Genomic DNA, 13,330 nt, shown 5'->3' on the forward strand with positions numbered 1-13,330 from the left:
TAACCGGATAACGGAACTCAGGCGCTGGCCCGCAACTCCGGACTCAGCCCCTGCATCGCGGCCCGCACACTCGCGTACGTCCGCTCCCAGGAATACTCGGTCGCCACCAGCCGCCGGCCCGCAAACGCCAGCGACCGCCGCAGCCCCACATCGTGGAACAGCCGGACGATCTGGTCCGCCGCATGCTTCGGCGAATGATAGACGAGCAGATCCCGGCCCGGCTTGGCCGCGATCCCCTCTAGCCCGATTGCAGACGTGACGCACGGCAGGCCCAGCGCCAGATACTCGAGGACCTTGTTCTGCATCCCCGCCCCGGCCCGCACCGGACAGACGGCGCAGATCGCGCCATCCACGGCATCCGCGATACTCTCCACGCGGCCCGTCACCTCCACGCCCTCCAGGCGCCGGAACGCCGCCGCCGCACCCTCGGGAATGTTGCCCACAATCCGGAACACCGCATTCACGCGCTGCCGCACCAGGGGCAGCACTTCCTGAATGAAGAAGTGGCAGGCATCCAGATTCTGCGCGCTCACCAGGTTGCCGATGAACGCGATCACGTTCCCCTCTTCGGGCAGCCGGAACCGCAACTGGTGCGTGTCCACGCCGTTCGGGATCACCTCCACCCGTGACGAATCGCTCTCCGTCAGGTACTCCTTATCTACATCGGAAATCAGCCACGTCGAATCGAACTGCGAGATCACCGTCTGCTCGTACTGCTTCAGCCGCTGCTGCTCCAGCCCGTAGATATACCGCCGCGGACCGCGCGCCCCTGTCAGTTTGCTGAAGCGCTCGTAGTTCAGCGACACCGCATCCGTCATTTCCAGGATCCGCCGGATCCCCGTGGCGTTCTCGATGTACTGCCCTGTGCGAATCAGGTGCGCCCATACCTGCCCGTGTGTCGGCAGCAAAGCCTCCACCCGTTCCCTGTATTCCGCTGACTCATAGTACGCAAGCTGGAACGGACGCGATGTCGGCAGCGCCATCAGCGTATTCCAATACGACTTCCACTTCGGCAAATACACCTTGTGGATCGCGTCAAACAGAGGCTCCGGCTGCTCGCCGTCCATCTCCTCCTGGCTCTGGCAGATGGTCAGCAGCGTCAGCCGCGACTCCTGCGCCAAGGCCTTGCAGACGTGATACACCCGCAGCCGGTCGCCTCCGATCACGGGGAACGGGAATCGTGAGGTCAAGACCAGGGTCCTATTGCTCTTCATTCAGATCTCTCCAAAACTCTTGAATCGGACCGGCCACCAGGGCCGGGTGATACTTGCGGGCCTGCTCCAGGCCCAGCCGTGACATCTCCTTGCGCAGCGAGGGATCCGTCAAAGCGGAGCCCAGGGCGCTCGCCATGTCCTCCACGCTCCGCGGATTGAAGTACAGCGCGGCGCTGCCGCACACCTCAGGCAGCGACGTACACTGGCTCGTCACCACCGGCGTGCCCGAGGCCATTGCCTCCAGCACCGGAATGCCAAATCCCTCCGATAGCGACGGAAACAGAAACACCGCCGCTTCCCTGTACAACTGCCTCAGCGCCTCATCGCCGACCCGCGGCAGCATCTCCACCAGCCCGCCGATACCCAGTTGCCTCGCCAGTTCCTGGTAGTGCCCGTGAAACGGCTCGGAAACACCCACCACTTTCAGCGCATGGCATCCGGGCCGCCCAATCTCGTTGCAACGGGCGAAGGCCCGGATCCCATCCGCGAGGTTCTTGTGCGGAGCCTCGCCGGACACACACAGCACATACGGCTCCCGAGCCGCCGCGGATCCGGGCGCCTCATACCAGTCCGTGCTGAGCGTGTTCGGAATCACGCGAATCCGGCCCGGTCGAATCCGGAACCGCTCCTGAATGCTCTGCGCCGTATGCTCGGATACGGCAATGATCTGGTCCGCCCGCTCAATCACGCGCGGCACCACGGTCCTTCGATACAGCCGCCCCGCCCGCTGGTACAGCGAGCCGTCCTGCGCACCGCGCTCCTGGTCCTCCAGGAAGATCAGGTCATGCACCACCAGCACCAGCCGCAGTCCGGCGGGCAACCGTAGCGGTGCCGTATTGAACGGGCAGATCAACACCTGCAGATCCAACTTCCGCGCCAGCGCCGGAAGCGAGAACTGCTCCCAGAGCGGGTACATCTGAAACCCGCCGGCCTCCAATCGGAAATCGGCATCCGACTCGCCCGGCGCGCACAAGCCGATCAGTTCCTTCTCCCGCCCGGCAATCAGAGTCCTGAGAAACCGCCCCATCCCACGGGTCGAGCCCATCGCCAGCCGCCCGTCAAAGCCAATGCGCAAGCTGCGCGATCGGCGCCGCGCCGCTGGGACCGTGTGTGGTGAAACCAACGTTGGTGAAGTTTGAGACATGAATTTCTACGTCGAAACAAGGTTTGGGCAATGAGCATGTATGCACACGGGAAGGCGCCTCTTCGCCGTGCGCGTTGGTTGAGATCTCGACTGGTCTTGTCGCCCGGGGCCGCCACCGCCTACGGCAACTGGAAAACGGCCCGGTACAGCGGAGCCACACGCTCCGCCGTGAAGTGCTCATCGACAATCTGCATGGCCGCTCGTCCCAGCGATTCGGCCTCCTGCGGATTGTCCCTCAGGTATTGGATCTTCGATCGCAGGTCCAGCGCGTTTCCGCACCGGAACAGCATCGCGCCCGCACCGTCGTTTGAGAGTTCCCGATGCGCCGGCAGGTCGCTGACCAATGCCGGTAGTCCATGGGACATCGCCTCCATCAGAACCAGGGAAAACCCGTCAGAGTGAGAGGGAGAGATGAAAAGATTCGCCTGTTGATAGAACTGTTCGGGGTCGTCCTGGAAGCCCCAGAAGGTCGTCTTCGTGCCCGCCGCCAACTGCTCCGCTTCGTCGCGGAAGGGTCCGTCGCCCACCACCCAGAGCTCCACCCCCTCCAGCCCGTCCATCGCCGCCAGCAGATCCGCCAGCCCCTTCTCGGGCACCAGCCGCCCCACGAAGATGAGCCGGTAGGGAGCTCGATCCTCGCGCCGCCGCCCTTCCGCCGCCCGTTTTGCAGGAATCCAGTTCGGGACCACCGCCAGCCGCGTCCTGCGCAGGAAAGGCCTGTGCTGCTGCGCCAGGTACGACGACACACAGACAATCTCCGTCGCAAACCGCGCATTGAAGCGGTACAGGCGGCGCTTGACCCCACTCGGCTCCAGCGTCAGCGCCGAATGCCGCGTCACAATCACTCGCTGCAACAGCAGCCGCAGCGGCAGGGCAAAGATCGCCTCCGCCTGCCCGTTGAGATGCACCCGCCGGATCCGCCGCGTCGCCATGCACCACAGCATCAGCAGCCACACCGCGGGCAGCCGTAGCAGCGCCGATTTCCGCGCCCACTGCGGCACCTCATACACCGACACCTCCGCGCCGCGCAGCATCCTCGCCAACACCGGCGAACACACCACCGCCGCCAGTTCGGCCTCGCCTTCCAGCAGCCGCGCCAGGCGCGTGTAATGAATCTCCGCTCCGCCGTAGATCCGGCCGAGACTCACCAGCAGCAGCTTTGTCTTGTCATTGTTCACGCCGGGTCATCTCCATAGCTCTGTGAACTGCGTGCGCCGCCAGCAGCGTGGCCGCCAGGGCCACCCAGCTCTTGAAGGTCGCTGCGAACGGCTCCACCATGCCCGATCGCGGCATGTAGATCAGGTTCATCATCGCCACCGTCGCAAACGCGCACGACGCGCCGCGCAACGACAGGTGCAGCCGGCTCAGCAGCAAGCCGATCAACGCCGACGCAATCGCCACCGCCGGAATTCCGCCCACCACATACGCCTCAGCCAGGTACGTCGACCCCGTGCCAAAACCCAGGCTCATCGCCTCCGCGTTCAGGAAATTGCTCAGGTCGATCCCGAACAACTGCCCCTCGCCGAATCGGTCCTGGTGCACAAATACCAGTGGGATCTGGTTCAGGATGTACTCCAGCCCATGTGCCGAGAACAGATGCCGGAACCCCACTGCCAGCGCCGTCACCTGGAACGACACGCCTTGCGCCCACAGAAACACCGCCGGAGACGCCGCCGCGCTCTCCCGCATCTCGCGGAACCCGGCCACCAGCTGCGCCACCGCGCCCAGTGTCGTCACCAGGATCGCCAGCGGCACACCGCGAAAGTGCGAGCCCTGCTTCTTCTTGTAGAGGAACAGGAACGTGAACAGCAGCAGAAACGCCTTGCCGCGCAATCCGATCAGCAGTTCCACCACCGTCACCGCGAAGTACGCCACGCAGATCGTCAGCAGCCGCCGCTTGCGCTGCTCGTACACGAAGTACAGCAGGAACGCCGATGAACACACCTGCGACAGCACGCGCGCCAGGCTCCCGGCCGCCTCCAGATGCGCGCCGCCATCCGTGTAGATCGCCAGATACCCGCCGTGCGAACGGATGTACGACAGGTACTGAACATTCTTGTAGATGTGGAACGGAAACGTGGCCAGGAACAGCAGCAGCAGCGCCTGCGTCAGATCCTCGCCCGGCGGAGCCTCAAAGCCCGACACCCGGTACGACAGGCTGCAGGGAATGTAGATCGCCACTCCAGACAACAGCAGCAGCCACGTCGCCGTCAGGTTCGCCTCCGTGGGCAAGGTAAACGGCACAGGCGACTGCAGGTCGATCAAATACGGATCCCCATCCATCCCCATCAGCGCCGCCACCATCCGGCCGCCCTGGAACAGCAGCAGCATCCCCAGGAACAGCCACACCGGATGCATCCCGCGATGAAACCGCAGCCACGTCATCACCAGCAGGCCCGCCAACCCCAGCGTCACCACCAGGGCGTGTTGCTCCGTTGTCAGCCATCCGGCCCGGATCGCCAGAAAGTCCAGGCTCACGACAGCCGCCAGTGCGAAACTCTCCATCCAGGCCACTGGAATGGCATTGGGCGCCTGGACCACCGCCGCCGTCATTGGACCACCTCCGCCGGCTCCACCACGGGCTCCATCTCCGCCGCTGCCGCAAACCCCCGCTGCACAATCGCCAGCGTCACCGGCAGCACATAGCTCACCGCCACGGCATTGATCAGCACGAACTTCAACGTTGCATTCAGCGCCAGCCCGTCAATCCGTGAGAACACGAAATACACCGGAATCGCCAGCACCGCCGCCGCCGCCAGGTTGATCACCTTCTTCAGCAGGAACGCCGGAGCCGGCATGTGAGCCACCGCGCGCGCCACCACAATCGACTTCGCCAGCACCGCGAAAATCACATTCGTGCCGATGCCGGCCCACAGGATCCCCTCACTCCCCATCCACCGCACCATCACCGCGCCCTGCAGGATGTACTCGGCCGCCTCCATCAGCGGCAGATAGTAGCCCGGCCGGAACGCGCCGCGCGCCGTGATGAACACGTCATCCACCGTCTTGCTCAAGTTCAGGAACAGCAGCACCGAGAACAGCGCCACCACCCCTGCACTCAAGCCCCGATCCTCATGGAACAGCGCCGACACAAACGAACCCGCGCTATACCGGAATGCCCCAGCCAGGCAGAATGCCGCAAAGTACGCCGCCAGGCACACCGTGCCGTACTGCCGCCGCCGCTCCTCGGGTGACGCCACAATCAGCCGTGCCGCAATGGTCGACGTCATGGACGCAAACGCGGCATTGAACAAACCGATCATCCCCGCCGCCAGGTACTGATACTGCGCGTACGTCTTCACCGCCACCAGCGATGCGGCCAGCGACAGGATGATGAAGTCGGACTGATAGTAGATCAGCCCGCCCACCTTGTGGAACAGCACGTACTTCGCCTGTGCCCGCAGCTTCAGTGTGTGTTCCGCCAGGTGAAATCCTTGAAACGCCGGAAACACCGCCCGGAACGTACGCCGCAGCAGGAACACTTCGCCCAGCGTCAGCAGCGCCACCGCCGCCGGCACCGCCAGGTACGAATGCAGATACACTGCCGCGCTCAGGCCCACTGCCGTCTTCAACAGCGCGCCTCCGCCCAGAATCATGTTCGTCCGGTAGATCTGGCCAGACGCATTCAGGTACGCCTGGCAGTGCACGGTCACCAGCGTGATCAGCGTGGACGCCGCCACCAGCACCATGCAGCTGAACGCAATCGCCCACGGGATCTCCGAATGCACGGCCCGCGAATACACATAGATCAGCGGCAGCGACAACGGCGCCGCCACCCACAGGAGCCGCCGGATGTCCCCGCGCAAGGCCGACAACAGCCCCGAGGTCTCCGCGACATCGCCTCGCTCCACGGGCTCGTACAGCATCGAGATCGCCGCCGTCGACAACCCCAACTCGGCCAGCATGACGTAATAGATCACCTGGTTCAGAACGGCGTTCAGGCCCCCGTACTCCGCCCCGATATACTGCGTCACCACCCGCAACTGGATCACCGCGCACACCGCTCGCGCCGCGAAGTAGAACACTCCCGACGCAAGATTCAGCGTGTGCCGCGATCCCATTACGGACCGTAGTGTCCGCGCCTCAGGCCGTTGGTTCATCAGGACGAGGCCACTCCATTTTGAAATTCAACATGGATCGGAGAATCACCCACGCGCATGCACAGAAGAACGCCACCATCGCCGCCGCCGCGCTCAGCAGCGCCCGCGGAGGCCACGACTTCCTGTCCGGCACCACCGCGCTATCCACCACCTGCAATACCGGAGCGCTCTTCGCCTCATCCAGCCTCGCCGCCTCCGACTGCTTCGCCAGCAGCTCGAACAGCGCCTCGTGATACTTCACATCCCGCAGCCGCCGCATATACTCCAACCCCGCCGTCGGCAGGTTGCCCGACGAGATCAGCGCCGAACCAGCGCCGCCCGCGCGTCCTTCCAACTGCCTCAACTGCTCTCGCACCGCGGCCTGCTCGCTGCGCAACACCTTGATCTGCGGATTCTGGTCCGTCGCGAAGGTGCTCATCGCCTGCGCCTGCACCTCCAGTCCGGCCAACTCGGCCCGCGCCTGCGCCTGCGCCCGGATAATCGCCTCCGCCTGGCCCGCCGGCTGGATCATCCCGCTCTTCTCCTGCGCCGTCTTCAACGCCGTCTCCGCCTCGGCCAGCGCCGACTTCTGCTCCTCCAGCTCCCGCTCAAAGAACAGCCGCCGCTGCGACGCATCCGTCACCGCCAGCCGCCCGTTCTGCTTCTGCAGCTCCTCGACGTAAGCGTTCGCGATCGCCGCCGCCCGCTTCGGATCCTTGTCTTCCACCGCGATCTCGATCAGTCCGCTCTTCCTGGACCCGATCTCCGTATGCTCCGCCAGGGCCTTCCGCGTCTCCATCATCGTGCTCTTGCCGTAGACTTCCCTCATCCGGAAGCGCTCGATCACCGAGTCCGCAATCGTGCGGCCCTCCAGGATGCCGACATACAGATCGCTCGGCGACTTCATCCCCATCAGTTGGGCCGATCCACCCAACCCGGTCAGCGCGCCCAACTGGCCCATCAGCGCCGACGATAACGATTGCGCCTGCTGCGGAGGCATGATCACCGCCGTCGCGGTGTACCTGCTCGGAATCAGGCTCAACACGCCAAACGCCGCCGCCGCGGTCAACACGGCCGCGCCGCCGATCAGCCGCCGGTGCGCCACCAGTTCCATCAGCACATCGCGGTGCCGGCCGAACAACATCTGCTGCTCGGGCGCGGATTCCGTCTTGGCAGCGCGCGCGGCGCGCTTCGCAGTAACAGGATTGCTTCGCGTGGGCGTCATAAGGTCACCGCAAAATATTGATCGCCGCCGCGCCCAGCGCCAGTTGGCCGAAGACCTGTGACCAGTCCCTCAGCCCGCGCAGAAACGGCGTCTTGAACATCTGTTGAGGGATCACCAGCGAATCCCCCGGATTCAGCCGCGTAGCGTCGAACGCCTTCGTGAACGGGCTGCTCGACCCCTGCTTCGGCACCACACTGCCATCCGCCCGGATGATGAAGATCCGGCCCTTGTCCGCATTGCGCGTGCACCCGCCGGCCTGCCGCAGATAATCGGCCACTCGCAGGCTGCCCTCGTGGATGAACGAATTCGGGTTGTACACCGCACCCAGCACATTCACTGTCGCCGGACGCGGCGGCACCACAAACCGGTCCCCGCCTTCCAGCACCAGCCCCATCAGCTTCGACACATCACTGCCGGCCGGATCCAGCCTCAGCACGATCCGCCCCGTCGCCTGTGTCGCGCGGAACGCATCCACCATCCGCCGCTCGCTCTCCATCCGCGTCGTCAGCGCCGCCGTATCCTGCGGAGTTGTCGCCCCGCCCAGCAGCGCCGTACCCGTCTGCTCCACCTCCCGCTGCAGGTCGCGCGTCAGCTCGTCCAGCCTCCGCTGCTGCTCCTTACGCGTCGATTCCCGCTGGAATTCGGAACCGAACAAGTACGCCTCCGGCATCAGCCCGCCGGCCCGCTCAATCAACTGGCCCAGCGTCTCGCCCGGCCGGATGCTGTACACACCCGCCGCGCGGATCTCGCCCTCCAGCCGCACCGTCCGGTTCTGCTGCGACACAGGCACCCGGATGTCATCCTGCGAAAAGATCGTCACCACGTCGCCCGGCCGCAGCTCCAGGTTCTGGCTCTCGTCCCGCTCCAGCAGCATCTTGCCCAGGTTGAACGGCAACAGTTCCGGCTTCAGATCCTTCTCGTTCTGCCGCTCCACCACCGCATAGGCCCAGTTGATCGACGGAGCCGTGACGTCCAGCTTCGTCTCCATGCGCTTCTTCAGCGCCTCCGACTTCGGCTCGCCCGCCACCGCGTCCTCCGGAGCAACGTAGCCCTGCAGATTTCGCTGGTTCCAGAAATCCCTCGTAATCAGCGACGCCTCATTCGGAATCAGGTCCCGCAGCCGCATCCCCGGCTTCCACGAGAACCGCCCCGGACTCGCCACATGCCCGCGCAGCGTCACCGCATTCGCGAACTGCGGCAGCACCGTCTGGACCCGCAGCAGGTCGCCATCCCTCATCGGCGTCGACAGCCCGCCGCTATCGAGCCCCAGGTCCGTCGTCTCCCGCGCCGCGCGATCCTTGATCCGCTCCAGCACGGCCCGGTGCCCTTCCGCGATCGACGACAACCCGCCAGCCAGCTTGATGGCATCGCCCGCGTTCGTCTCGCCCCTTAATTCGTAAATCGCCGGATGCTTCACGCTGCCCGCGATCGCCACTTGAGGCCCGGCAGTCGGGATGTAAATGACATCCCCCGGCAGCAGCCGCGCGTCCTTTGACTGGTCTCCGTTCAGCAGCAGGTCATACAGATCCAGCTCCGTCACCAGCACCCCGCGCCGCTTCAACTGGATGTGCCGCAGCGAACCCAGCGCCGTCGGCCCGCCCGATGCGAACACCGCATTCAACAGCGTGCTCAGTGAGTTCACCGTATAGTTGCCCGGCCGCCGGGCCTGCCCCACCACCAGCACCTGAATCGACCTCAGCTGCCCCAGCGTCACGCTGAACTCGAAGTTCCGGAACACCCTCGACAGCTCTTCGCGCAGGTGCCCCTGCATCTGCTGGTACGTCATGCCCGCGACATTGATGTTGCCCGCCTGCGGCACGTAGATCTGGCCAGCCCGGTCCACCGTCACATTCAGGTTCTGGTTGATCTGGCCCCACATCCGCAGCACCAGCTCATCACCCGGCCCAATCACGTAATCCATCGTGATCGGCGACTGCTGGATCGGCGTGATCGGACTGGCCTCACCAGCAAACAGTTCCATCCCGAAGATCGGCAGCGTCTGCCCAAACGACGACGCCACAAATCGCTGGAACTCGCTCGCCGGCTCCGGCTTCAGTTCCTTCTTTTCGGTCCTGCTATCTTCGGGAGTCTTCTCGTCCTTGCGCTCCGTCCTCGTCGCCGGCCCCTGCCCGGAGGCCGCATCCTGCTGCGACTTCATCCTCTGCAGCGCCGCCTTGGCTGCCTGGCACTCCGGCAGGTTCTCACTACCCGGAGCCGCGCACTTCTGCGCCAGCGCCTGCGCATTGTCCTCCTGCGCCGGCCTCGACAGGTCGCCGGGATTCGGAATCCCCTGCGCCCGCAGGCCCGCCGTCATCGCCACCACCAGTACCGTCGCCTTGCATATGTAGCCGACCGTCTCTCTCCACGCTTCCAAGGACAACTTCATGCTTCCTCTTCCTTCATTTCGCTCACGCGCTTACCGGAACAGCCGCAGCCGCGGCTCCCACCGCAACTCCACCCTTCCGCTCAGGTTTCGCTGCGGACCGCCCAGCACCGGCAGCCAGAACCGCTCGTACTGCAACATCACATCCGCATAGCAGTGCCCCGGTAGTTCCACCGACCCCTTCATCGAGGCATCGCTCTGCGTCCCTCCACCCGGCAGAAATTGCCCGCTGATCTTCCGTTGCCGGTAGCTGCCTTCCACCTTCGTCCGCGCGTTAAACCAGTACGTCGACCACGCTTGAATCGCCCGCCCGTCGCGGCCCACCGAACTGCCCAGCAGATTGCCGTAGTTCGTGTTCCCGCTCCGGTATTGGCCGTTGTAGTAAATGAACTGCCCGCCCCGGTCGATCGCCAACGGAGTCGTCGACGACGTCTCCACCCGCAAATCCAGCTTCGGGACACCCGGAATCCTCGTCAGGTGGATCCCAGGACTGATCGCGGCATGCCTCGGCGCCGCCAGCGGCGACGGATCGTCATCGCTGTACGAATCGCTATAGATCGTCACCCAGTCGCGCAACCCGGGAATCCGGTACTTGAAATTGAAACCCGCCTTGCGGTCGCCCGGATCGCGCGGATCCGTCGGCCCAATCGCCACCTCGCTCGACGTCGCCGTGAAGTTCCGCACAAAGCTCTTGAACGTAATCGGGTGCCCTTCCCCCCAGAGCATTGACCACCGCGTGAACCCCATCTCCAGGTTGTCCGTCAGCTTGAAAGACACCTTCTGCGCGTTGAACCACGGCCGCCAGGTATACGCGTGCCCGCCCAGCTTCCCCATCACGAACTCGCCCCGGATCTCGCCCAGATGCCCCAGAAACCCGGGCAGCCGGTACGGATGCAGCATCGAGATCTTCGCGTTCTTCGTCGGCTCCGCATTGGTGCTGAACGAGAGGGGCCCATCCGTCCCCGGCCCCCACCACAGCGCCTGCTTGCCTACCGACAGTTCCAGGTTCGCCAGCCGTACACCCGCATACCCTTCCACCACTCGATACCGGTTGGTGTCATCCGCCTCTCGCTCCGGCGGCAGGGGGATCGTGTCCAACTTCGAAATCAGTTGCCGCGTCTCCAGCGAGACCGGCGCCGCCGCGGCGGCATGCTGGAACTCGCTCCGCACATACCCGAAGAACCGCCCCGACTCCGCCCGCACCGTAAGACCCGTATTCATATTCCAGCCCCGTCCAAACGGACGCCCGAAGTCGTTCACCCACGTCTGTCCGAAGTGATACCCATCCGTCAGCGCCGGACCCGCGATCCCGCCGTTCCGCACGTACACCGAATCCAGCACCAGCGCCCCTCCGGCCTGATCCGCTTCATCGAACTCGCGGTGCAGCGCCGCCAGCAGCGGCTGCGCTTGCGACGCCGCGCGCCAGTCGCGGTCCCTGTCGAGCATCGCCTCATCGGCCTCCGCCAGTTGCCGCCGGCACTCTGCACGGGTCCAGGGCCGCAGTCCCGCAATCTGCGAAGGGATCAAACCCAACCCGGCCAACCGGTCCAACGCCGGATACACCCAACTGTCCATCGGCACATACACAAACCCGTGAGCCGCCGTGGAATCCGCCGCCCTCCGCTCGCTCGGCGGATCCAGGTACATCCGCTGTGATTTCGGCTCCGCGCCCTGCGCCAGGTAATGCCCAATCAGCCACCCCAGCGAACTGCCGATCAGCACATCCGAAGGGAAGTGCTTCTGCCCGGCCACCCGGCTGAGACTCACTGAGCTAGCCAGCCCGTAAACAGCCACCTTCGTCAGCCACCCCGGATACCGCTCCGCCACCACCGGAGCCACGGCCCAAACCATGGCTGAGTGCATCGACGGGAACGACGAGTTCACACCCGAGCCTTTCAGGAACGCGCCCGACCCGTCTCCGTCCAACGGCCTCTGCCTCCGCGCGATCAGCTTCACCACCTCGGTCGCAATCATGCTGGCCGCCAGGGCCCGTGTACTCACGGTCGCCGTCGTCGTCGCGTACTCGTCCGAGTGCCGCCACCCGTACCACGCCAGATACGCCGGAATCGAAAGCATCACGCCCGTGCCCGCGTTCGCAAACAGCGAGCTCCGATCCTGCGTCAACGGCCCTCCGTGAATTCGATCCCGCATGTTCCGTTCGTCAGTAGCAAATAGAAAGGAGGTTGCACCCGCCATGGGAACCAGCCAGGCCAGATCCTTTTTGCGAAGCCGCGCCGGACTTGTGATGACCTTCTTCTGGTCCAGGAAGAGGTCCTTAGGCAAAGCCGAAATCGGCCGGATATACGCCGGAGACCCGCTCGCCGGGGGCGGTTCCGTGCCGCTCTGTGCCATGGCCTGCTTAGGCCCCAGCACCACCCCGATCACCAACGCCAACCGCAGCCACAGGGCGCGCCGCCTCCCTGTTCCTACGCTCAAATACCGCTCCCTAACCGCCGGCCGGTTCCGCCGAAAAATCTCCAATACTGAAGGTAAGTCGTCATTTATCAATCGCTTCGGCGTGATTCGAAAACGTGGCGAATCGCCCGTCCGGGCATAGCTCACGCTCTGTGAGTCCCGAAATTCCGGCCCGGAACTCGTGGACCGTTTGGGTGGAACCCGTTACGCCTCTTTCACCCAAGCTTGCAAGTACAGGGCCAAGTCTGGCGTGGACACTGGCGTCGCCTGATCACTTGGAAGCACTCCGGCAAGGCCAGCCAATGGCGTCCCCCAAAGGCATGACATGCCTTGGCTTGGTCACCCACTGCGCAACGCTGCTCCTTCAGGCATTATCCATTTCCCGCACAAATACCCGCAACCAAACAATTGTCAATTCTTCATTAATCTGTTGAATACAATCGTCCAATTCCTGTCATGCAAATGCAGCCGCGCGGCGCCCCCCCGCTCATCCTGGCGGCCCGGAACTACTGCGCGTGATTCTCCGCCCGCACCGCCGGGCCGGCCCCCTGTCCGCCCCTTTGGCCTTGATATTGCTTAACTTAGCCCTGGGAGGATGCGGCAGAATGACAACCACGGGAGCACTCGGCCAGGGCGGCCCCGCCTCGCGCCGTAACCTCTTGAATTAACTTCACTCGTGGTCAACTCATCCCGCCGTCCCCGTGCCCGGCCGGTCGGTTACTGGAATACTATGCGATTGGTAAAATTTACTTAATTCAAGACTGATTGGAAGTTATTTCCACACTCCCAATTAGTCTGTCCGGTATTTTACACAGCCCGGCCGCGGCTTCCACCCAGTGCTTCAACCCGTCCATCCCCCACCCCGGCTGT

Annotated in this window: 8 protein-coding genes; all 8 read right to left on the reverse strand. The window is 64.4% G+C overall.

The window, feature by feature from the left end:
* Positions 1–17: 17 nt before the first annotated feature.
* The 8 genes from IRI77_RS21655 to IRI77_RS21690 all read right to left on the reverse strand — a co-directional run bounded on the left by IRI77_RS21655 (position 18) and on the right by IRI77_RS21690 (position 12,481).
* Complete coding sequence (locus IRI77_RS21655; protein WP_194447098.1) at positions 18–1,214, reverse strand: glycosyltransferase family 4 protein; 1,197 nt, start codon at positions 1,212–1,214, stop codon at positions 18–20.
* Positions 1,201–2,289: a glycosyltransferase family 4 protein gene (locus tag IRI77_RS21660; RefSeq protein WP_194447099.1), complete on the reverse strand. Its 1,089-nt coding sequence runs from the start codon at positions 2,287–2,289 to the stop codon at positions 1,201–1,203. Before IRI77_RS21660 ends, IRI77_RS21655 begins: the two co-directional genes overlap by 14 nt.
* Positions 2,290–2,477: 188 nt before the next feature.
* Entirely contained in the window at positions 2,478–3,536 is a 1,059-nt protein-coding gene (locus IRI77_RS21665) for a glycosyltransferase family 4 protein (RefSeq protein WP_194447100.1), read from the reverse strand.
* Complete coding sequence (gene wzy / locus IRI77_RS21670) at positions 3,526–4,911, reverse strand: O-antigen polysaccharide polymerase Wzy (protein ID WP_194447101.1); 1,386 nt, start codon at positions 4,909–4,911, stop codon at positions 3,526–3,528. The genes IRI77_RS21665 and wzy overlap by 11 nt, the downstream gene beginning before the upstream one ends.
* Positions 4,908–6,458: a lipopolysaccharide biosynthesis protein gene (locus IRI77_RS21675; RefSeq protein WP_194447102.1), complete on the reverse strand. Its 1,551-nt coding sequence runs from the start codon at positions 6,456–6,458 to the stop codon at positions 4,908–4,910. Before IRI77_RS21675 ends, wzy begins: the two co-directional genes overlap by 4 nt.
* Complete coding sequence (locus tag IRI77_RS21680) at positions 6,442–7,662, reverse strand: GumC family protein (protein WP_194447103.1); 1,221 nt, start codon at positions 7,660–7,662, stop codon at positions 6,442–6,444. Before IRI77_RS21680 ends, IRI77_RS21675 begins: the two co-directional genes overlap by 17 nt.
* Before the next feature lie 4 nt (positions 7,663–7,666).
* Positions 7,667–10,048, reverse strand: a complete 2,382-nt coding sequence (locus IRI77_RS21685; protein WP_194447104.1) for an SLBB domain-containing protein — start codon at positions 10,046–10,048, stop codon at positions 7,667–7,669.
* 30 nt (positions 10,049–10,078) lie between these two features.
* Positions 10,079–12,481, reverse strand: coding sequence for a capsule assembly Wzi family protein (locus IRI77_RS21690; RefSeq protein ID WP_194447105.1), 2,403 nt, complete (start codon positions 12,479–12,481; stop codon positions 10,079–10,081).
* Positions 12,482–13,330: the final 849 nt, after the last annotated feature.

It is taken from the genome of Paludibaculum fermentans (assembly GCF_015277775.1).
Taxonomy (GTDB): Bacteria; Acidobacteriota; Terriglobia; order Bryobacterales; family Bryobacteraceae; genus Paludibaculum; species Paludibaculum fermentans.